Source organism: Moraxella catarrhalis (assembly GCF_001656295.1).
GTDB classification, from domain to species: Bacteria; Pseudomonadota; Gammaproteobacteria; order Pseudomonadales; family Moraxellaceae; genus Moraxella; species Moraxella veridica.
The window spans coordinates 510,696-533,119 of the sequence record NZ_LXHE01000002.1; the positions used below are offsets into that span (position 1 = coordinate 510,696).

General features: G+C 44.7%; 19 protein-coding genes. 11 read left to right on the forward strand and 8 right to left on the reverse strand.

Going from position 1 to position 22,424, the window contains the following annotated elements; genetic code table 11:
• Nucleotides 1-41: 41 nt before the first annotated feature.
• Together hppD and AO382_RS02370 are read left to right on the forward strand one after the other, a co-directional pair.
• Nucleotides 42-1,121, forward strand: coding sequence for a 4-hydroxyphenylpyruvate dioxygenase (hppD, locus tag AO382_RS02365; RefSeq protein ID WP_064617816.1), 1,080 nt, complete (start codon nucleotides 42-44; stop codon nucleotides 1,119-1,121).
• 363 nt (nucleotides 1,122-1,484) lie between these two features.
• On the forward strand, nucleotides 1,485-2,606 hold the full coding sequence (locus AO382_RS02370; RefSeq protein WP_064617818.1) for a D-alanyl-D-alanine carboxypeptidase family protein: 1,122 nt from the start codon (nucleotides 1,485-1,487) through the stop codon (nucleotides 2,604-2,606).
• A 153-nt stretch (nucleotides 2,607-2,759) separates the two neighbouring features.
• On the opposite strand, the gene secF is transcribed toward AO382_RS02370, so the two are convergent.
• The 3 genes from secF to yajC all read right to left on the reverse strand — a co-directional run bounded on the left by secF (nucleotide 2,760) and on the right by yajC (nucleotide 6,233).
• A complete protein-coding gene (gene secF, locus AO382_RS02375) occupies nucleotides 2,760-3,896 on the reverse strand; it encodes a protein translocase subunit SecF (protein ID WP_064617820.1) in 1,137 nt (378 codons plus the stop codon).
• A 9-nt stretch (nucleotides 3,897-3,905) separates the two neighbouring features.
• A complete protein-coding gene (secD, locus tag AO382_RS02380; RefSeq protein WP_064611911.1) occupies nucleotides 3,906-5,783 on the reverse strand; it encodes a protein translocase subunit SecD in 1,878 nt (625 codons plus the stop codon).
• Nucleotides 5,784-5,897: 114 nt separating this feature from the next.
• Entirely contained in the window at nucleotides 5,898-6,233 is a 336-nt protein-coding gene (gene yajC / locus AO382_RS02385; RefSeq protein WP_064617822.1) for a preprotein translocase subunit YajC, read from the reverse strand.
• A 488-nt stretch (nucleotides 6,234-6,721) separates the two neighbouring features.
• Between yajC and AO382_RS02390 the strand changes: the two genes are divergently transcribed.
• From AO382_RS02390 to AO382_RS02400, 3 genes are all read left to right on the forward strand, one after another.
• A complete protein-coding gene (locus AO382_RS02390; RefSeq protein WP_064617925.1) occupies nucleotides 6,722-7,714 on the forward strand; it encodes a CNNM domain-containing protein in 993 nt (330 codons plus the stop codon).
• Nucleotides 7,715-7,867: 153 nt separating this feature from the next.
• Nucleotides 7,868-8,425: a DUF4440 domain-containing protein gene (locus tag AO382_RS02395; RefSeq protein WP_064611913.1), complete on the forward strand. Its 558-nt coding sequence runs from the start codon at nucleotides 7,868-7,870 to the stop codon at nucleotides 8,423-8,425.
• A gap of 197 nt (nucleotides 8,426-8,622) precedes the next feature.
• Nucleotides 8,623-11,430, forward strand: a complete 2,808-nt coding sequence (locus AO382_RS02400) for a LysM peptidoglycan-binding domain-containing protein (protein ID WP_064617824.1) — start codon at nucleotides 8,623-8,625, stop codon at nucleotides 11,428-11,430.
• Between the two features lie 158 nt (nucleotides 11,431-11,588).
• Here AO382_RS02400 and AO382_RS02405 read toward each other — a convergent pair whose 3' ends face one another.
• Nucleotides 11,589-13,421 (reverse strand): phosphoenolpyruvate carboxykinase (GTP), encoded by a 1,833-nt coding sequence (locus tag AO382_RS02405; protein ID WP_064617826.1) that lies wholly within the window; start codon nucleotides 13,419-13,421, stop codon nucleotides 11,589-11,591.
• A gap of 318 nt (nucleotides 13,422-13,739) precedes the next feature.
• On the opposite strand from AO382_RS02405, the gene radA reads away from it, so the two are divergent.
• Nucleotides 13,740-15,161, forward strand: a complete 1,422-nt coding sequence (gene radA / locus AO382_RS02410) for a DNA repair protein RadA (RefSeq protein ID WP_064617828.1) — start codon at nucleotides 13,740-13,742, stop codon at nucleotides 15,159-15,161.
• Between the two features lie 47 nt (nucleotides 15,162-15,208).
• On the opposite strand, the gene AO382_RS02415 is transcribed toward radA, so the two are convergent.
• The 3 genes from AO382_RS02415 to cysT all read right to left on the reverse strand — a co-directional run bounded on the left by AO382_RS02415 (nucleotide 15,209) and on the right by cysT (nucleotide 17,770).
• Complete coding sequence (locus AO382_RS02415) at nucleotides 15,209-15,928, reverse strand: sulfate/molybdate ABC transporter ATP-binding protein (protein ID WP_064610798.1); 720 nt, start codon at nucleotides 15,926-15,928, stop codon at nucleotides 15,209-15,211.
• A gap of 72 nt (nucleotides 15,929-16,000) precedes the next feature.
• Nucleotides 16,001-16,840, reverse strand: coding sequence for a sulfate ABC transporter permease subunit CysW (gene cysW, locus AO382_RS02420; RefSeq protein WP_064617830.1), 840 nt, complete (start codon nucleotides 16,838-16,840; stop codon nucleotides 16,001-16,003).
• A gap of 51 nt (nucleotides 16,841-16,891) precedes the next feature.
• Complete coding sequence (gene cysT / locus AO382_RS02425; protein ID WP_064617832.1) at nucleotides 16,892-17,770, reverse strand: sulfate ABC transporter permease subunit CysT; 879 nt, start codon at nucleotides 17,768-17,770, stop codon at nucleotides 16,892-16,894.
• A 337-nt stretch (nucleotides 17,771-18,107) separates the two neighbouring features.
• On the opposite strand from cysT, the gene AO382_RS02430 reads away from it, so the two are divergent.
• Genes AO382_RS02430 through hemW form a run of 3 tightly spaced genes read left to right on the forward strand, consistent with a single transcriptional unit; the run spans nucleotide 18,108 to nucleotide 20,931 of the window.
• Nucleotides 18,108-18,536 (forward strand): hypothetical protein, encoded by a 429-nt coding sequence (locus AO382_RS02430; protein WP_227512523.1) that lies wholly within the window; start codon nucleotides 18,108-18,110, stop codon nucleotides 18,534-18,536.
• Nucleotides 18,537-18,566: 30 nt separating this feature from the next.
• On the forward strand, nucleotides 18,567-19,742 hold the full coding sequence (locus tag AO382_RS02435; protein WP_064617834.1) for a DEAD/DEAH box helicase: 1,176 nt from the start codon (nucleotides 18,567-18,569) through the stop codon (nucleotides 19,740-19,742).
• 13 nt (nucleotides 19,743-19,755) lie between these two features.
• Nucleotides 19,756-20,931 (forward strand): radical SAM family heme chaperone HemW, encoded by a 1,176-nt coding sequence (gene hemW / locus AO382_RS02440; protein ID WP_064617836.1) that lies wholly within the window; start codon nucleotides 19,756-19,758, stop codon nucleotides 20,929-20,931.
• Between the two features lie 81 nt (nucleotides 20,932-21,012).
• Here the strand turns inward: hemW and AO382_RS02445 are convergent, their stop codons facing one another.
• Nucleotides 21,013-21,153 carry an entericidin A/B family lipoprotein gene (locus AO382_RS02445; RefSeq protein ID WP_064604619.1) on the reverse strand — a complete coding sequence of 47 codons (141 nt, stop codon included), beginning with the start codon at nucleotides 21,151-21,153 and terminating at the stop codon, nucleotides 21,013-21,015.
• Between the two features lie 246 nt (nucleotides 21,154-21,399).
• On the opposite strand from AO382_RS02445, the gene AO382_RS02450 reads away from it, so the two are divergent.
• Entirely contained in the window at nucleotides 21,400-21,945 is a 546-nt protein-coding gene (locus tag AO382_RS02450; RefSeq protein ID WP_064610793.1) for a tRNA (cytidine(34)-2'-O)-methyltransferase, read from the forward strand.
• Nucleotides 21,946-21,990: 45 nt separating this feature from the next.
• Nucleotides 21,991-22,332, forward strand: coding sequence for a 5-carboxymethyl-2-hydroxymuconate Delta-isomerase (locus tag AO382_RS02455; protein WP_064617838.1), 342 nt, complete (start codon nucleotides 21,991-21,993; stop codon nucleotides 22,330-22,332).
• Nucleotides 22,333-22,424 lie beyond the last annotated feature (92 nt).

A 22,424-nucleotide genomic window follows, 5' to 3' on the forward strand; every position in this document is an offset into this window, starting at 1 on the left:
CACTGAAAGACAAGTAGCATCACCCACAAAAGGAGTATTTTATGGCAGATTTATTTGAAAACCCAATGGGGTTGTGTGGTTTTGAATTTGTGGAATTTGCAAGCCCAACCCCAAATTTACTTGAGCCGTTATTTGAAAAAATGGGATTTAGTTTGGTTGCTAAGCATCGCTCAAAAGATGTCTTATTATATCGCCAAGGGGGAATTAATTTTATTGTCAATCGTGAGCCAAATTCAGAAGCAATATATTTTGCTCAAGAACATGGACCATCTGCGTGCGGTATGGCGTTTCGTGTGCGTGATGCACAGTATGCTTATCATCGAGCCATTGAGTTGGGTGCTAAGCCTGTTGAGATACCAACTTCGGTAATGGAGCTTCGTTTGCCTGCCATTCGTGGTATTGGCGGTGCACCGCTGTATTTAATTGACCGATTTGATGAAGGCAAATCGATTTATGACATTGATTTTGAGTTCATTGATGGGGTTGATATTAATCCTGTGGGTTATGGGTTTAAGGTCATTGACCATTTAACGCATAATGTTTATCGTGGACGCATGGATTATTGGGCAGGGTTTTATGAAAAACTGTTTAATTTCCAAGAAATACGCTATTTTGATATTAAAGGTGAATATACAGGGCTGACAAGTCGCGCGATGACGGCGCCTGATGGCTTAATCCGAATCCCGCTCAATGAAGAATCTAAACAAGGCGGCGGTCAGATTGAAGAATATTTGATGGCATTTGGCGGTGAGGGCATTCAGCACATTGCACTGTTAACTGATAATTTGACCGATGCGATTGATCAGTTAAAAGCAGCAGGCGTACCTTTGATGACAGCACCCAATGATACTTATTATGAGATGCTAGATGAACGCTTACCCAATCATGGTGAGCATGTTGATTCTCTGAAAACTCGAGGCATTTTACTTGATGGGACAACAGAAAATAGCCACCCAAGATTATTGCTACAAATTTTTTCAGAAACCGCGTTAGGTCCAGTGTTTTTTGAATTCATTCAGCGTAAGGGGGATTATCGAGAAGGGTTTGGCGAGGGGAATTTTAAAGCATTATTTGAATCACTTGAACGAGACCAAATTCGCCGCGGTGCCTTGCAGGTCTAAAATGAGTTTGAGGTGGTATTTGCGGTCTGATCGCCTGCTTGTAAGTTTGGGTAGGCTGTATCAGATGGCAAATATCCGCTTGGTTGAATTTCACTATAGAGAGCATGTGTTTTAAGAGTTAGCCTGATTGATTGGACGCCTTTTAATATGGAGTTTGGTCGGGTGAAATTTATCACAGTCTATACTTTGCCACGTTAAATTTGGTTAAATTGTGTGCTTGATACCTTACAGATAGCTATATTATTTAACGGTACTGCAAAAATTTCATTATAAATTTGTAACAATTAATGAAAATTATTGCTGTAAGTAAAATCCCACAATTTTTGTGGTAAAATAGGATATATCCGAAAAAGGGGACAGTCCATGAAATCCATCAAGCGAAACAGCCAAAATTTGGCAATTTTACTTGCGATGACTGCTGGTGCACACAGCGCACATGCATTCTCAATCGATCAAAGCCAGCAGCGTATGACAGTGCAACCTGCTCAGATGACCACATCTCAGTCCGTTTATATTGAGCCTGCCGCTCAGGTAAGCACAAGAACACAAGTCAGCGTACAACCTGCAACACAAGCTTATACTGCTACCAGAGTTGATATTCAGCCGCAGCTTTCTACCACAACCCAAACTCACACCACCACCTATGCAACAACCAGCGCACCTAGCGCTCAGCCCACCAATTATAGCAGCCAAACCAGCTATGCTGGTAGTTTTTATGATCTGCCCGTCAGTACGAGTTCTGCGGCGGTCTTGGTGTATGATTTGCAGGATGGTAAGCCAATTTATGGTAAGAATGCGGATGTTCAGCGTTCGATCGCATCTATCAGTAAAGTAATGACGGCGATGGTTATCTTGGATGCTGAGCTTGATATGCGTGAAGAGATTACTTTGATTGCTTCGGATTTGGTGGGTGCAAAACAAGCAAGCACACGCCTAAAAGCTGGCGACCGTATGACACGCTCTGAATTTACTCTGATGACGCTCATGCGCTCTGAGAATCCAGCCGCTAAGGTATTGGCGCGCACTTATCCTGGTGGTTATGATGCCTTTATCGCCGCAATGAACCAAAAAGCGCGTGATCTAGGCATGTATCAAACGAAATTTAGTGATTCTTCAGGTTTAGATCCGCGCAATATGTCATCTGCCAATGATCTTTTGATCATGATGAGAGCAGTCAATAGCGACCCTCGATATCACAGTATCCGTAACTTCTCCACAGCGCCGACTTATGATTTTTATATCACAAATTATAACAGTGGTGATCGTATCTACAAAGGCAACAATACCAACCGCCTAGTACGAGAAGGTGCTTATCCGATCGGTGTTCAAAAAACAGGCTATATCCGCGAAGCTGGCTATAGCGTCGTCATGGAAACTAATGTTAATAATCGTCCTGCAATCGTCGTGTTATTAGGTGCATCAAATAGCGCAAACCGCTGGAGTGACGCTGAGACAATCTTAACCGAGCTTGCTTATCGCCGTTAAGCATTTGACAAGATCTCAAATCGCCCAAGCATGACTTAGGGCGATTTTTATTTTAAGCATTGAGTCAATGATAGGGTAAGTTTTCAATTATTAAAAATATCCATAAAAAAACCACGCCCAAATTAGAGCGTGGTAATGTGAGCGTTAAGCGGCTTAGTCTTTGGTATTTTGAAGTTCAGGATCGGCAAATACCACCACTTCTTCTTCAAATTCAGGCTTGATTTTGACGACAAAATCTTCTCTAGACAAGCCCATCATGAGTGGAATCGAGCTTGCGATATAGACCGATGAATAAGTACCAGCGATCAAACCGATAAATAATGCCACAGAGAACCAATACAGACCATCACCGCCCAAAAATAGCATCGCTACAACCACGACAAATACTGTACCCACAGTCATGATGGTGCGTCTTAGGGTTTCGGTCAATGATAAGTCAAGTACTTGACGAGGTGTCAGACCACGCACTCGGCGAAAATTCTCACGAATACGGTCATAGACGACGATGGTATCATTCACCGAATAACCAATTAATGCCAAAACAGCCGCCAAAACAGTTAGATCAAATGGCCAGCCCATGATGGCAAACACGCCAACGACGATAATCACATCATGAAACAAAGCCAGCACGGCACCCAAGGCGAGCTTGAATTGAAAGCGCGTCGCAACATAAAGCAGCATCATCCCCAGTGCCACCGACATGGCGAGCAAGGAGTTTAGGTAAATTTCATTACCCAGCTGGCTACCGATGATGCTGATGCTATCGATGGTTGATGGGTTATTTGGAAAATTGAGAATCTGATCCAAAGCAGTGCTTAGGTTTTCGGCTGAGCCATCTTGGGGCGGTAAGCGTACCAAAAGCTCTTGGCGCGTTCCTAAGTATTGCACAACTGCGTCATTGAAACCATTATCTGCCAACGCCTGAACGACTTGCGCTTGTTCGACGGGCTGCTCATAAGCGACATTGGCAGACACACCGCCTGTAAAGTCCAGCCCAAAGTTCAAACCCTTGACTATAAGCGCTATCAGTCCTACAAGCATAAAAAGCACCGAAAATGCCATCATGGGCTTTTCAAGCTTCATAAAAGGAATGATGCGCTGATTGGCGATGAGCTTGACGCCACCGGCTTTCTCGGCAGCTTCGTCGCCTGCTTCGGCAATCAGTGATTGATCGGCTAGGGCGTTTTGATTGGTGGCGGCATTAGCGCCTTTTCCATCACGACGCGGCGCACGACGACGGCGCGGTGGCTGTGCTGTGTTTGGGTCGATAGGGTTATTTTCATTATTCATTTTTAACTCCTAACCGATGCTAAGTTTGGTTAAGTTTTTGCGATGACCATACCAAATCTGAATCATGGCACGAGTGACTAAAATCGCAGTAAACAAAGAGCTGATAATACCAATCGCAAGCGTAATTGCAAAACCTTTGATCGGTCCTGTTCCGATGGCAAATAAGATAAATGCAATCAATAGTGTAGTGATATTGGCATCAAAAATTGAGCTAAACGCACGATCAAAACCTGCCACGATGGCGGATTTTGCACGAGCCCCATTAGCAAGCTCTTCGCGTATACGCTCAAAGATCAAGACGTTGGCATCAACCGCCATACCGATGGTTAACACAATCCCGGCAATACCAGGCAAGGTCAATGATGAGCCTAATATGGACATGATGGCAACCATCATAATGACGTTAAAGGCTAGGGCGATATTAGCAATCACGCCAAACGCACGATAAAACACAATCATCCATAGGAACACCAAAAGATAGCCGACCTGTGTAGAGAACAAACCTTTGTCGATATTATCTTGACCCAAAGAAGGACCGATGGTTCGCTCTTCGACAAAGTACATCGGTGCAGCCAAGGCGCCTGAGCGTAACAGTAACGCAAGCTCGCCTGCTTCTGCATCTGAATCCAAACCTGTGATCACAAATGAAGAACCTAAAACCGCCTGAATTGTCGCGCGGTTAATGATGCGTGACTCGGTATAAGGCGTGCGTACCTCGACAAGCTCGCCAGTTGCAGAATCTTCTTCAAAGCTGACCCGTTGTTTATTTTCAATAAATAGCACTGCCATCTGTTTGCCCACAGCGGTGCGAGTGGCGTTTTGCATGAGTCTGCCACCTGCTGTATCCAGGGTGATATTCACCTGTGGGCGTCCATTCTCATCCAAACCTGACTGCGCCCCTTGAACGCGCTCACCTGTGATGATGGACTGACGCTCAAGCAGCATAGGCTGACCATCCAAAGAACCAAATGGAAAGGCTTCGGTGCCTGCCGGTGGGATGCCGCCTGCATAATTCATGTCTTGTTCGCTCACCATGCGAAACTCAAGATTGGCAGTACGACCCAAAACACGCTTGGCTTCCGCGGTGTCTTGCACGCCAGGCAGCTCAACGACGATGCGGTTAGCGCCTTGAGATTGTACCAATGCTTCAGCCACGCCAAGCTCATTGATACGATTTCTAAGTGTGGTTAAGTTTTGACCGACAGCATATTCATTAATTTCTTGAATTTTAGCATCAGTATAAGTCAGCTCAAGCGCGGCCCCTTCAGTATCAGCAAAGGGACGCAGTGCAAAGTCTGCACCAACTTGATTTTGTAGGACAGACTGAGCGCGCCCACGATCGTCTGTATTGATGAAAGTCAGCACCATGCCATTATCGGTCATGCGCAGACTTTGAACAGGGATTTGCTCGCCACGCAGTGTACGGCGTACATCTTGGCTAGCAGTGGTGAGACGCTGTTCGAGCGCTTTTGCCATATCAACTTCTAACACAAATCTCACGCCGCCGCGCAAATCCAGACCAAGCTTCATGGGAGCAGCGCCCAAATTGCGTAGCCATTCAGGCGTGGTTTGTGCCAAATTAAGTGCGACCACATACTGTTCGCCTAAGTCTCGGCGCAGCACTTCTTGTGCCTTAAGCTGATCTTCAGCATTTGATAAGCGAAGCAGTGCGCTGTTATTTTCAAAGCTGCCATTATGGTGACTTAGTCCTGCTTGTGTCAGCAGACCTTCAGCTTGTGTCAGCACATCTTGAGTTAATTGTGTACCTGCGCTCGCGCCTGTAATTTGCACAGCAGGCTCATCAGGATATAGGTTAGGTAATGCATAGATGCCAGAGATAAAAAGCACCACAGCAATTAATATATATTTCCAAGCAGGGTAGTGCATAGGGTATTCTTATTAGATAGAGCAAGATGATGAATTCATCTCATCAATTTGCAAAAAAAACTGACCCAGGCAATTGATTAATTTATCTAAGTCATTGCTTGGGCTTAGGATGGGTTAGATGTTGTCAATTGTACCAGCAGGTAGCACCATCAGGACGCTTGCACGCTGAATTTTAACATCAGTTGAGTTATTCAGTGTAATTACCGCATAGTCGCCTTCAACTTTCTTAACGCGACCGATCAGACCGCCAGCGAACACAACTTCATTACCAACAGTCAAGCCATCAACCATGGCTTTGTGCTGCTTGTTGCGCTTTGATTGTGGGCGAATGATCAAAAAATAGAAAATTGCAAAAAACGCCACAGGAATAAGCAAGTTCATAAATAATGACTGCTGACCTGCAGGTGCGCCTGCGGTTGCGTGCGCGGCAGTGATAAATAAATCTAACATCAATAACTCCTAAATCTTAAAAAACGGTGGTCTATTTCAGTCATTATCCACAGCCACCGCCCATTTCCAAAATATAAACCTTAATTGAGGAATGTATCAAGCCAAATCACCCAAGTAAAAGTCAAAATAACGCATATCATAGCATATTTTTGGGGATCTGACATGGATTTTTGGCGTTGTTACTGATGTGCGATAAAATACACTAAAAACAATACTTGCACATCGCTTAATTTTCACTTAATATGAGTGCTAATTTTTGCAATTTTACATCGTATATGTCCCGACCGCGACCCCGAAATTTGGCAAATGTATCTGTTTCACGCCTGATTTTTGCTGCATTATTGGCGGCTATTTTTATCCCCTTGACCGCACACGCTGCTTTTGAGCTTGGCGGTACACCTACCAATCTTGCCTTACTGATTTTCTTCATCTCTTTATCGCTGATTGTGTCATTTTTATGCTCAATCTCTGAGGCGGCGCTTTTGACGATGACGCCTTCATATATTGACACCCTGGCTGAGGACGATCCTAAGGGCGCAGCACTGCTTAAAAGTGTCAAAGTTGATAATATTGAAAAGTCAATTTCGGCAATCTTGACGCTAAATACCGTTGCGCATACACTGGGCTCACTTGGGGCAGGCGCTCAAGCGGTGATTGTATTTGGCAATGCTTGGTTTGGGGTATTTAGCGGCGTGATGACGCTGATTATCTTAATTGGCACAGAAATTATCCCAAAAACGATTGGTACGGCATATTGGCGACGCTTTGCGATGCCTGTGGCGTATTATGTGCGTGCAATTAATGTGGCGTTATTACCGATCATTTGGGTGACAGAAAAGATTTCACGAATGCTGACGCGCGGTAATCAAGAAAGTAGCTTTAATCGTCATGAGTTTTTGGCGCTTGCCAACCAAGGTGAAAGCTCAGGTCAGATGAGCGAGATGGAAACGCGAATTATCAAAAACTCTCTGGCGCTCAGTGTGATCAATGTCGAAGATATCGTCACGCCGCGCTCGGTCGTCAGTGCCTTTGATGAAAATATGACTGTCGGCGATGTGTTTGCTCAATATCCTAAGCTGCCATTTTCACGATTTCCGATTTTTGATGAAGATTTGGATAATGCAACAGGGTTTGTCTTAAAGTCTGACTTATTGATCGCCAAGGCAAACCAAGAGATTCATACGCCCATCAAGCAGTTTCGGCGCGATATTAACTTTGTATTTGCTAAGATGAAATTGTTTGATTTGTTTGATTTGATGCTCAAAGAGCACGTTCACATTGCTTTGGCGGTAGGGGAGTTTGGTGAAGTCAAGGGCTTGGTGAGTTTGGAAGATGTGCTTGAAACTCTACTTGGGCTTGAGATTGTCGATGAATTTGACCGTGTCGATAATATGCAAACCCTTGCTCGTCAGCTGATGGACAGACGCATGGCACGACTTGGCGCAAAACTTGAAGAAGATGCGCCTTTTGATGAAAAATAGCCTGTCTTTGCCAAATGACTTCTAAATGAAATAAAATGTAACAATTTGCCATCATGCTTTAAGCTTACTATGCTATTTTAGCTTAAGATCACTCCGTCATGAGTCACGGGAAAGTCATTCATTTATAAGTATATTAAGTATAAGGGTTGGTTTATGAAACACAGCACCCGTTCTATTTTAAAAAAAGCCGCTGCCGCAAGTATGCTAACGGCCGCGATTCGATCGGTAAGTAAATTTAAAGGCAAATCTTTTGGTAAAGGTGCTAGCGTTGGCTTATTTATTGGCGCACTTGGTGTCCAAAGCTTGATCACCACCAATGCTTATGCGATCAGTGAGCAAGATGTCAGCCGATATGCCTCAAGCATGAGCAGTGCCGCTAACGCCCAAAATATTGCCCAAATTTCAAGATTGATCGCTGATGATGCCATCATTTCACTGTCTCGCGGTGGCAAGACGACCAGTTTGGATAAAGAAGGCTACTTACAGCTTCTTCAAAAAAGCTGGGCCAAATCCAGCGGCTACCGCTACCGCATTGATGTGACGGATGTGGTCGCTACCGGCAATCAAGCCAGGGCGCAGATTGTGACCACCGAGACTTGGACCCAAGATGGCAAACCTGTGACGATCAAGACCGCTTCGCGCGCTACTTTTTCTCAAGTGGGTAACAATGCTGTATTATTAAGATCGGTGTCACAAGTCACTGTTGATTAAGTTAAGATTCTGAGCAGATTTGAACACACCACCGTTTTGTAAGGCAATTCGGTGGTTTTTATTACCCATTTGTTGTCCAAAAGGTTGCCAAATTTGCCAAAATAAGGCATTATTATCGCTTGAAACAGCTGGTTGGCTTGATTTTGCCAATCTGGCTTTATAGCAATCACTGAGTTAGGCTACCAAAGGACATGAAAATGACAAAACACTCCAAATCCCCCATTCCTACACAGATCTTAAAGCCGCTCAGTCTTGCCATCTCATCTTGTATTTTGGTTGCTTGTAGTAGCACCAGTACACCTTCTAAGCCTATCAGCCAGACCCCAAAACCAATTCCTCAAGCTAAGCCTAATCAGCAGATTCAAATCTCGTCGGGTAATACTGGTACAGGTGTTTTGGATGTTGAGATGCTTGACGCATTAGAAGCGCTACTGCAAGCAACCGACATGAGCATGGTGGAGGGCGATGAGCTGGCGATTCAGCGCTATGGTAACTTGTGGGATCGAATTCGCCGCGGCTATCGCATGAATGAAGTTACTAATGCAAGAATCGAAGCTCAAAAATCATGGTTTTATACGCGTCAAACTTATTTGGACCGCCTGACCGCGCGTGCTTCGCGCTATCTGCATCATACTGTCGCTGAAGCTGAGAGACGCGGTATTCCCTCTGAATTAGCGCTTTTACCCATCATTGAAAGCTCCTATGACCCGACGGTGACCAGTAATGCTGCCGCTGCTGGTCTTTGGCAGTTTATTCCTAGCACAGGTCGCATCTATGGCTTGAACCAAAGTGCGACCTATGATGGTCGCCGTGATGTGATTGAATCAACGCGCGCAGCTTATGACTTTTTAACAAGTTTGTATAACCAGTTTGGTTCTTGGGAGTTGGCATTAGCCGCTTATAATGCAGGGCCTGGACGAGTTTCACGCGCCATCAAAGCCAACCAAGATCAAGGGTTGCCAACGGATTATTGGTCGCTTAAGCTGCCAACTGAAACAATGAACTATGTGCCAAGATTTTTAGCAGTCGCTCAAATTGTCAAGTCCCCAAATACTTATGGTGTTAATTTACCCGCCATCGCCAATCACAGCCATTTTAGAACAGTGCCAGTTAATTATGGGGTGAGCCTATCGGAAGTTGCCACAGTGACAGGTTTGTCAGTCAGCGAGCTTCGTTTACTAAACCCTGCGCTTTTAAACCTTACCGTTGATGAGATCGGTCCTAATCGTATCGTCATTCCTGACAGTTTGCCGAACCAAATTGATAATCAGCTGGCTTCTTTAAAAGGCTATGGATTTGGTGGTGATTATATCGCAACAGCACCCGCCCAAAGCATCACCTATGTGGTGCCTAAATCTGGTGCTGCAGCCAATACCAGCTCTCAACAAGAATTAATCGCAGCCAATACACTACCAACCACCATCGCACAAGTCACACCAAATAATACCATTGTGCAAGAGCCAGCTTTATCAAAATCTGAGATAAATTTGATTGCAGCAGAAATTCAAAAAACCAGCCCTGAAGTGCCTGCAATTAGTCCCCAAGATGGAAACATCCAGCTAAATGCAGTACAAACCAGCCAGTCGGTTTTGGATGCTCGTGGTGAGACTAAGATGTTGAGTTTTTCGGATAAGCCAAAAACTCAAGCTGTAACGCCGCCTGTACAGCCTGTACAAACAGTAGCGCCTAGCCCTGCGCCTGAACCAGCTCCTCAACCACAGCTCCCGCCTGTGACAGCTTCGGTACCAGTAGCACCACCTCCACCGCCGCCTGTCTCGGTAGCTCCACCGCCAACTCAGCCGCGTCCTGAGCCTGCACCAAAACCCAAGCCGAAACCCGAAAGCTACACCGTGCGTGCCGGCGATAGCCTCACATCTGTGGCTGCTGCCCATGGCTTAACTGTCGGTCAGCTTGCCAGTTATAATAATTTGGCAAATGATGCACATATCCTGATCGGTCAAAGATTGTGGCTTGTCTCTGGTAAAGTTAAATCTCAGCCAGTATCAGCTCAGCAAACATCATCTCGTCAAAGCACACCAGCAGCTAATACCAATCTAGCAACCCACAAAGTATCTGCTGGAGAAAGTCTGACCGCCATCGCTCGCAGATATAACATCAGCTTACATGCTCTGGCAAATGAAAATGGCTTAAGCGTGACAGATGGCGTCTTAATTGGTCAAACACTCAAATTGCCTAGCGGTGCCAGACCGGCCAGCACCACATCTACTACCTCAAGCTCGCCGTCAGCAAACAAACCCGAAAGCTACACCGTGCGTGCCGGCGATAGCCTCACATCTGTGGCTGCTGCCCATGGCTTAACTGTCGGTCAGCTTGCCAGTTATAATAATTTGGCAAATGATGCACATATCCTGATCGGTCAAAGATTGTGGCTTGTCTCTGGTAAAGTTAAATCTCAGCCAGTATCAGCTCAGCAAACATCATCTCGTCAAAGCACACCAGCAGCTAATACCAATCTAGCAACCCACAAAGTATCTGCTGGAGAAAGTCTGACCGCCATCGCTCGCAGATATAACATCAGCTTACATGCTCTGGCAAATGAAAATGGCTTAAGCGTGACAGATGGCGTCTTAATTGGTCAAACACTCAAATTGCCTAGCGGTGCTCAGTCAGAAAACAGTGCGCCATCTCGCTCAGAAAGCACGCGAACCAGCTCTACGCGCGTGTCTACCAATACAACCATTGGGGCAACTGAAAACTATACCGTCAAAGCTGGTGAGAGCCTAACCATATTATCAAATCGTTTTGGTGTACCAATCAGCGACTTGGCAGCGGCGAATGGCTTGGCTTCCAACGCTAATCTGCGCATCGGACAAACGTTAAAAGTGCCTAAGCTCACCACGACATATACCGTCAAAGCAGGTGATGGGCTGATAGCTTTGGCGCGGCGCTATGGGATTAGCACCCAAGAGCTTGCAAAGATGAATAATTTGGAGCCGACCGCTGATTTGCGCATCGGGCAAGTTTTGACCGTTCCAAATAAATAATTTACGCTATGGTTTAAACGATTTAACAAAAAACCAGCTTTATGAAGAGCTGGTTTTTTTGTTGTGTACCGGTCTCATCCAATGACTTTTATTAATGAGTTATTGTTAAATAAAAAAGCGGAAAACATATTTTCCGCTTTTTGTTTGTCGAGGATCGCTTATGCTTGCTCAATGTCAGCTTTTAGTTTGGTGTTATGCGCTTTGAGTACTTCTGGCATACGCTCACCCAGCTTATCAAACAGCTCGGCATGGCTTTCAAGCTCTTTGATCCAAGCATCTTTATCTTGACTGGTCACAAGCTCAAATTGCGCCTTGCTAAAATCAGACTGATCCCAGTTGATGTCATCATAATTTGGCACCAAGCCAATCGGAGTGCGCACAGCATTAGCAGTACCTTCACAGCGCTCGATGATCCACTGTAGAACACGCATGTTCTGACCAAAGCCAGGCCATACAAAGTCGCCATTTTCGTCACGGCGGAACCAGTTGACTTTGAACATTTTTGGCAGCTGATTGCCTGCTGCTTCAGCTGTTTTGCCAACATTTTCACCCATTTGTAACCAATGGTTGAAGTAGTCTGCCATGTTATAGCCAGCAAATGGTAACATTGCAAATGGATCGCGGCGCACAACACCTTGCTGACCAGTTGCAGCAGCCGTGGTTTCAGAACCCATCGTTGCCGCTTTATAAACCCCATCTACCCAATCAAATGCTTCTGATACCAAAGGTACAGTATCTGCACGGCGACCGCCGAAGATGAAGGCAGAAATTGGCACGCCTTCAGGATTCTCCCACTGTGGATCGATGGATGGGCATTGTTTAGCAGAAACGGTAAATCGCGCATTGGCATGTGCCGCACGCTCTTCACCTGTATGTGGCTCACGTTTCCAGTTCGTTAAGTTTTCTGGAGTTTCTTTAGTTTTACCTTCCCACCAAGCTTCGCCATCATCGGTAACGGCGACGTTAGTGTAGATGACATCAGACACCAAAGTGCTCATGCAGTTTGAGTTGGTTTTGGTGTTGGTGCCTGGCGCAACACCAAAGAAGCCTGCTTCAGGGTTGATGGCGTAAAGTTTGCCGTCTGCAGAAGGCTTAATCCATGCGATATCATCACCGACGGTTTCGACTTTCCAGCCTTCATAGCCTGCTGGTGGAATGAGCATGGCAAAGTTTGTTTTACCGCACGCTGATGGGAATGCTGCAGCGATGTAGTGCTTTTTGCCTTGTGGGTTGGTGACACCCAAGATCAGCATATGTTCAGCCAACCAACCTTGTTCACGACCCATGGCAGAGGCGATGCGTAGCGCTAGGCATTTTTTGCCAAGCAAAGCATTGCCGCCATAGCCTGATCCATATGACCAGATTTCACGAGTCTCAGGGAAATGCACGATGTATTTGTCATCGTTGCATGGCCATGCCACATCTTTTTGTCCTTCGGTCAGTGGTGCGCCCACAGTGTGTACGCATGGCACATACTCGCCATCGGTGCCAAGCACATCATAAACTTCTTTGCCCATACGCGCCATTTTGCGCATACTGACGACGACATAAGGACTATCTGTGATTTCGATGCCGATGTGGGCAATGTGGCTGCCCAAAGGACCCATGCTAAAAGGTACCACATACATGGTACGACCTGCCATGCAACCATCGAACAACTCGTTTAATTTGGTGCGCATTTGACCTGGCTCGATCCAGTTATTGGTCGCGCCTGCGTCGATTTCTTCTTTTGAGCAGATATAAGTACGATCTTCGACACGCGCAACATCTGTCGGATCTGAGAACGCCAGATATGAATTTGGATGCTTGTCTTCATTTAATTTGATCATGGTGCCGTTTTCGATCATCAGATCGATCAGGCGCTGGTTTTCTTCTTCAGAGCCATCGCACCATTCGATGGCAGCAGGTTTGGTCAGAGCGGCAATTTCAGCCACCCAATGAATCAAGGCTTGGTGACGAACAAAATCTGGAGCAGTTATCTTTGCAGTCATGTTTGGATCTCATTTAATGAAAATTGGCGATCCACTGTTATTTGTACGGACAGAGCTATAAAGCCTTTAAATTGTAACAAGATAATACAGTGGCGCTGTGAAAAGCAGTATTAAACCACAAAACATGCAGAAAGATAAGTACTATAATTAAATTAAATGTATGTATTTTTAAAAGTTATACTTAAAAACAGGTTAAAATTGCGCTTTGCAGGTAGGATTGATAGGGTATTTGGGCTGCGTGAGATGTTAATTAGCAAGCATACTAAAAAAATGCTACAATTTGATTAATCAATTATGATCAACCGACTAGGATAATCTATGGCTAAAGCTAAATCAAGCTATATTTGCCAAAATTGTGGGGCAATTTATGGAAAATGGGCAGGGCAGTGTACGGATTGCGGTGAGTGGAATACACTCGTTGAGGCACCCAACACCAGTTTACCTCACCATAATAAGTCAAAAACCACCACCGCTGCGCCTAGAAAAACTGCCAACTACGCTGGAGCGGTGAGCGGTGTGATGACCTTAGACCATGTTGGCGTTACGCATGAGACGCGTATGCCAACTGGGATCGGTGAATTTGATCGCGTTCTTGGTGGTGGGTTGGTGGCAGGGTCAGTGGTACTAATTGGCGGCGATCCTGGCATTGGCAAATCGACAATTTTATTACAAACTGCCATTAATATGGCAGCAGGTGATTCACTATCGGGCTCTGCTTTGTATATCACTGGCGAAGAAAGCCTATCTCAGGTGGCAATGCGCGCCAAAAGGCTTGGTCTGCCAACAGATCGCCTGCGCGTCTTAGCCGAAACCAATGTCGATACCATTTGTGCAGCACTGACCGCAGAGCAACCAGCCATTGCGGTGATTGATTCGATTCAGACATTATTTACAGAGATGATTCAGTCTGCCCCTGGTGGTGTCGCCCAAATCCGTGAATCAGCAGCCATCTTGACTCGCTATGCCAAGCAAACTGGCACTGCGCTATTTTTGGTGGGGCATGTCACCAAGGAGGGTGCCTTGGCAGGACCTAGAGTGCTTGAGCATATGGTCGATACGGTATTGTATTTTGAAGGTGAATCAGATAGCCGCTTTCGTATGATACGCGCGGTCAAGAACCGTTTTGGTGCGGTGAACGAGCTGGGTATTTTTGGGATGACCGATACAGGCTTAAAAGAAGTCGCCAATCCATCGGCAATTTTTCTGAGCCGCTATGATAAGCCCATTGCAGGGTCGGTCGTCATGGTCAGCCGTGAAGGTACGCGTCCTTTGTTGGTTGAGGTCCAGGCGCTTGTGGATAGCGCTCAAGCTCAGCCGCGCCGCATGGCATTAGGGCTTGATTATCAAAGACTGTCCATGCTTTTAGCGGTAATGCATCGGCATGGCGGCATTCATACCAGTGGTATGGATGTGTATGTCAACGTCGTTGGCGGCGTTAAGGTCATGGAGACTGGATCAGATCTTGCAGTATTGCTTGCGTGCGCCTCTAGCATTCGTGAAAAGGCGCTTCCCAATCGGCTTTGTGTGTTCGGTGAAGTGGGGCTATCTGGGGAGATTCGTCCTGTGCCCAATGGTCAAGAGCGTCTCAAAGAGGCGATGAAGCATGGATTTACCTATGCCATCGTACCCAGAGCCAATGCGCCTGCAGCCAATAACTCACAATTTAACCGTATTCATATCATCGCTGTTGATAGGCTTGATGAAGCGATTTATCAAGCTTTTGAAATTACCGTTGGCTAAGCTAAGGCGCTTTTCGTCAGTTGGATTTTGGGCTAGCCTCTTAAATGTTATAAGCCTAAAAAATCCACCACAAAGTCACTGCTTGGCTTAGCAAACAGCTCGCTTGGCGTACCAATTTGCTCTATTTGCCCATGATTCATAATGACAATCTTGTCAGATATGGCTTGGGCTTCTTCTTGGTCATGCGTAACCATGATGCTGGTTATGCCAATTTCGCGCTGAATGTCCTTGAGAGAAGCGCGCAGCTCTTTACGCACTTTGGCATCAAGCGCACCAAAAGGCTCATCAAGCAGCAGCAGCTTAGGATTGGTCGCCAATGCACGCGCCAAAGCAATGCGCTGACGCTGTCCGCCTGACAGTTCATGCGGGTAGCGGGTTTTGGTGTGTGAAAGCTGCACCAAGTCAAGCAGCTCATCGATACGCCGATCAATTTCATCCACCGAAGGGCGCGTATGACGCGGTAGAAGTGTCAAGCCAAACCCAATGTTTTGGGCAACCGTTTGATGTCGAAATAACGCATATTGCTGAAATACAAAACCGATACCGCGATGCTGTACTGGTATGTCGGTCACATCGACGCCATCAAAATATATCCGCCCGCTGTCTGCATTTTCAAGGCCTGCGATGATGCGCAGTAAGGTTGTCTTACCGCAGCCTGACGGACCCAATAAAGTGGTTAGCTCGCCTGTTGGAATATCGATGCTGATATCGCCCAAGGCAACAAAATCACCGAAAGCTTTATGAATGTTTTGGATTTCAATACTCATGGAAGATACCTTTTTAGCTATATTAATAAATGTTTATATGTAAATGTTTGTTTGATAAAACCTGTATGACTGCTATTTTTTACGACTCATAAAGCCTTGAACTGCCAAAGTGACCAAAGCAAGCAGCGCAAGCAAGCTTGACAGCGCAAATGCCAAGGTAAACGCGTATTCATTGTACGCAATTTCAATCATCAAAGGCATGGTGTTCGTCTCGCCTCGGATATGTCCAGACACCACCGATACCGCCCCAAATTCACCCATCGCACGTGCATTGGTTAGGATGATGCCATAAAGTAGCGCCCATTTGATATTTGGTAAAGTGACTTTCCAAAACATCTGCCAGCCGTTAGCACCAAGCGTCAAAGCGGCTTCTTCTTCACTGTCGCCTTGAGCCTGCATAAGTGGAATTAGCTCTCGTGCGATGAATGCAAAGGTGACAAATAAAGTCGCAAGCACAATCCCCGTTGTCGCAAAAATCACCTGAATCCCCATGCTCTCAAGATAGCCACCAAGTCGTGTATTAGCACCAAAGACCAGTACAAACATCAAGCCTGCCACCACAGGCGACACAGCAAAGGGCAAATCAAGCAATGTGGTGATCACAAATTTGCCACGAAATTGATGGCGTGTGATCAAATACGCCAACGCCACACCAATAATTGTATTGATGGGTAAGATGATCACCGCTGTTATTAAAGTCAGCTTAATGGATGCAAGTGCGTCAGGCTCAAGCAGTGCTTCTTGATACGCCTGCCATCCTTCTTTTAGTGCTTCATAAAAAACAGACACGAGTGGCACAACCAGCATGACGCCCATAAATACCACCGCTATGCCAATCAAACTCCATTTAACCCAAGTTTTATCACGGGTAGCAGGATTTTTTTGGTATGAATAAGAGCTTGTATTTGCCATCGTTGTGCCTTAGATTTTATTGTATGATGAAATAATATTTATCATGATAAATCAGTTGGTTTTTGTGCCCAGTCTGGCTGAAAGCTTCCACTGAATGAAATTTATGGTAAACAAAACAACCAATGAGATTAAAAGCATAAATAACGACACGCAAGCTGCACCTGCGACATCAAATTGCTCAAGCTTTGAGACAATGATTAAAGGCAAAATCTCCGATTGCATAGGGATATTGCCAGCGATAAAAATCACTGAACCATACTCACCTGTGGCACGAGCAAACATCATACCAGCACCGATCAGCATTGCTGGGGTAATCTCGGGTAAAATCACACGGAAAAATGTGGTCAAGCGACTGGCACCCATCACCGCTGCCGCTTCTTCAAATTCTACTGAAAGCTCAGCAAGTACTGGCTGCACTGCCCGTACAATAAAAGGAAAGCTGACCACCACCAAAGCCAGCCAAATACCAATCGGTGTAAAAGCAATTTTTATTGGCTCATCAAACAGCAGTATTCCAAGGCGTGTAAACCATTGACCAAACAAGCCATTGGGTGCATAAAGTGTGGCAAGGGCGATGCCAGTTACCGCTGTTGGTAGGGCAAATGGTAGATCAACCAAGGCATTTAAAAAGGACTTGCCCCAAAACTCATAACGCACCAACACCCAAGCCACCAGCGTACCAAAAATCAGATTAGTCAAGGTGGCAAGCATTGCCATGGATAAAGATAGCTTAATTGCTGCAAACACTTGTGGCTCACGAATCGTCCGCATGATGTCACCAAAACCCATTTGCAAGGTCGTCAAAATCATCATCAAAAAGGGTAAAATCACCAACAAACCAAGTGCAAAGATACTAATACCCATACTTAGTCCAAAAAATGGCATCACTCGGCGTGCACGATTTTTGAGGGGTATTGGCTGATTTGGCATGATAACAATCCTAATGATACGATGGATATTTGGCGATAAATTCAAAAGATAACTTTACTTTACGGCATTGGTTGCTAAACTTTAAGTGTAAAAATTGACTTTTTATTTTCCTTTATAGAATTTAGATATAAAATTTAGACCAAATTTTATATCTTTTGAAGGATAATAATAGAGCTTTTCAAACTTTGCCAAACATGAGATAATAGCAAGGTTTGGCATGATTAGATGACCAATACTGTGCCGTTTTAACTAATCAAAACGCTGCAGGCGTGAACTTGGATGATTGGCGTTCATAACTTGCCTTAATCATAAAATAAACTATAAAGAGATGACTGTGATGATGAAAAATAAATGGATGCGTGGTTTGGCGATTTTGGCGTTGAGCTTACCGACAGTGACTTATGCAAAAACTGCTGCCCCTAAATCGCCTGAAGCGCCTAAAGAGTCTTTGACCCAAGAAGAGCAAATGGCTATAGATTTTTGTGATTTTTCAGCGTATGGCGTGATGCATATTGCTGCCGAGCATCAAAGTGGTGTAACCAAATCTGAGGCACTAACCAACCATGATGAGCGCATGGCTAAGCTGAGGGATATCGACCCAGAGACCGCTACGATGCTTGATCAGTATTGGAAAGGTGTCATTGATAGAATATTCCAAGAATCGGTTCAAAAAACCGATGCCGAAAAACAAGCATTTGTGATGGGTGTGGGCGAGTCATCTTTTTATTCTTGCCTTGATCAAGTGCTTAAAACCCCCAAAAATTAATCACAATACTGTAAGCTTGATGGTATTTTTATGACCGAAACGACTGTTAAAAATTTTGATGACTTACCACTATCCGAGCCAATTTTAAAGGCGGTGCAAGCATTAAAATTTGATCAACTAACCCCCATTCAAGCACAGATTTTGCCACATACATTGGCAAATCAAGATGCCATTGGACAGGCACAAACAGGCACAGGCAAGACAGCGACATTTTTGATTACGATCATTGAGTCACTATTAAAGCGTCCGTTTGCTGATGATGAAGTCCGTTATCTTGGCGAACCCAGAGCGCTGGTTTTGGCACCTACCCGAGAGCTTGCGCAGCAGATTTTGGCGGACTGTCGCGAGCTGACCCGATTTAGTCAGCTTTATAATTTGTGCATTACAGGTGGCGCTGATTTTGATAAGCAGCTTGAACAGCTGCACAAAAGACCGTTGGATATTTTGATTGGTACGCCAGGGCGCATCATTGACTGGGTTAATAAAGGCGAGCTTTTTTTGGATCGCGTTGAGGTATTTGTGCTTGATGAAGCTGATCGTATGCTGGATATGGGTTTTATCCCTGATATCAAGCGTATTGTCAGACATATGCCAAGCAATACCGAACGCCAAAGCCTATTATTTTCGGCAACTTTTAATCAGGATGTGATGAATTTGGCTTATCGCTGGCTACATCAGCCTGCATTTGTTGAGATTGCACCTGAAAGCAAAACCAATCAGGCAATTGACCAACAATTTTATTTGGTCACTGAGCGTGAAAAAATGAGCGCGCTTAAGCAGATTTTGGCGGATGATTCGGTGAAAAAAACGATCGTTTTTGCCAATCGTAAAGATCAGGTCAAGCGCCTGTATGATCATCTGCGCCGACATCGCGAGGTGACGATGCTGTCTGGAGATGTGGCTCAGCAAAAACGAGAGCGCTACCTTCAGCGTTTCAAAGACGGTGAGGTCAATGTACTGGTAGCAACGGATGTGGCAGGTCGCGGCATTCATGTGGATGATGTGACGCATGTGATTAACTATACTTTGCCTGATATGCCCGATGACTATGTGCATCGCATCGGTCGTACAGGGCGAGCGGGTTTGAGTGGTGTGTCCATCAGCTTTGTTGGTGAAAATGATGCCTTTAACTTGCCTGCACTTGAGCGACATGTCGATCAAAAATTCAAGCTCAGCCAATTTGAGTTTTTAGATGAGCATAAATAGGAATCATGAACACATGTACCCTGATTTATTAGACCCTGCTCATATTCCATTGTCACTATACATTCACATGCCTTGGTGTATCAAAAAATGCCCTTATTGTGATTTTAATTCGCACGCTTTGCCAAGCCAAGCACCATTTGAAAGCTATATAGAAGCACTGCTTAGCGATGCTGTATCACAACAAAGTTTGGTATCAAATCGTCAGATTGATACAGTATTTATCGGTGGAGGCACGCCGTCTTTATTGCCCATCGAATCATTCGCGCGACTGTTTGATGAACTGCGACTGATTTATAATTTTTCGCCTGACTGTGAGGTGACACTTGAGGCAAATCCTGGCACACTTGAGCATTCGCCTTTTGATGAGTATCTCAAGATTGGCATTAATCGCTTATCCATTGGCGTACAAAGCTTTGATCACAGCGCCCTAAAAATATTGGGGCGTATTCATAATCCTGATCAAGCATCAAATGCCATTCGTGCCGCACGCATAGCAGGATTTGATCGTGTCAATGCAGATTTGATGTATGGCTTGCCCAATCAAAACCCATCAAAAGCGGTGAATGATATTCAAACCGCCATTGATGCTGGTGCAACTCACCTATCTTGGTATCAACTGACGATAGAGCCAAATACCGCTTTTTATCGTGCTCCGCCACATTTGCCAGATGAAGAGATTATGGCAGAAATTGAAACTTTGGGACAAAGTATACTGACAAAGCATGGATTTTATAATTATGAAGTCAGTGCTTGGTGCGGTCCAAATGATGCTCCATGTCGGCATAATCTGAACTATTGGCAATTTGGTGATTATTTGGCAATCGGTGCTGGCGCACATGGTAAGTTGACCTTGAAAAACCACCCAAATTACCAAGATGGCATTTATCGTTTTCAAAAATCGCGCCTGCCCAAAGATTATCTTTCATTTGAAGATGCACCCAAAATGGTCAACTTTGAGCGCATTGCTGATGAAAACTTGCCGTTTGAATTTATGATGAATGCATTGCGATTAAAAGATGGGGTAAGTACTGATATGTTTGAAACACGCACGGGGCTATTAATCAGCACGATCGATAATGAAATGTTGCCTTTACAACATCAAGGATTAATGGTTTTAGATCCGTTACGCATTGCACCGACCCGTCTTGGGTTTCGATATGTGAATCATTTGGTCAGTCAATTTATATAAACTGATAGATAAAAAGACCTACTCATCTGAGCGGGTCTTTTTTAAGCTTAACTTAAGATAAAATTAGAAATTAAGCCAAAATTAGATTTTCTTTTCAACTTTTTGTGCGGTGTCTGATACTGCTTCGCCAGTTTTTGAGACATCTTTACCAAAACCTTTTATAGTGTTGCAACCAGTCAAAACAACAACGGCAGCGATAGAAGCAATCAATACTTTTTTCATGAGGTATTCCTTAATGATTTAATTAAATTCATGTATGAAATTCATGTGAATCTGTAAACTCACCCTGCTATCTTAACGAAGTTTTTGATGAATTTCTAGCGATAGATGCGATTTGATAATACTTTTTACATTTTGTAAACTTTTGGTAAGATTTTTAAATTTTACCTTTGAATTTCACCAAAATCTGGCGCAATGAGCCGTTTCGGAGTACAATAGGCGGAATCGTCACAGTTGTAAGTAAATTTCATGTCAAAATCTTCAGATGCGCTCATTCATATCGTGCTATTCTCCCCAAAAATTCCCAATAATACTGGCAGTATCATCCGTTTATGCGCTAACACTGGCGCTCAGCTGCACTTGGTCAAGCCACTAGGATTTGAGCTCGATGATACTCGCCTAAAGCGAGCAGGGCTTGATTATCATGAATACGCAACCTTAAAAGTTCATGATCGCTGGCAAGATGCTAGATCGGCGCTCGAATCGGTGGGTGTGGCGCGTATTGTTGCGATGACGACTAAGTTTAGCCGCCCGTTTTATGAATATCAATTTGGGCTGGATAATGATCAGCATAAAGTCGCCTTGGTATTTGGTTCGGAGACTGATGGGCTGCCTGAAGATGTGCGTGCTGATATTGGTGCGAATCATTGGCTGCGGCTGCCCATGTTGCCGGATTCGCGCAGTTTGAATTTAGCCAATAGCGTTGGCATTTGCCTTTATGAAGTATGGCGTCAGCTTGGATTTGTGGGTGATGTTGGGCAAAGTGTGGGCTATCACAAACCAACATCAAGATAGTGTAAGTTATTGATTTGGATAAATTTTGGATAAAAAGGGACAGTTATGCCACAAGTAATCATTGAGATATCACCAAACGTAGCTGCTGATGATATGATCATTCTTGGAACGATTAATCAAGCTTTAGATAACAGCGGAGTGTTTCGCCTGCAGGACATCAAAACTCGGCTCTATCGCCCAAAGGCATTTTTGATTGGAGATGGTCGTGATGATGTTGCCTTTATTTATGTCAAAGTAGCGATTATGAAAGGGCGCAGCGATACCATCAAAGAGCAGCTTGCCAAATTCATTTTGAGTGAGCTTAAAAATGTGCTTGGGGCATATTATCCGACCCTGAGCTATGGTGTGGAAGTGGTAGATTTGGCAGACAATTATCAAAAAGCTTGATGTTATTTAAGCTTTGGCGACTGCCAAACTTTGATCAGTGCAGGATTGCAAATCTTTTTTGCCATCCAAATTTATGCTACAATATCGCTATT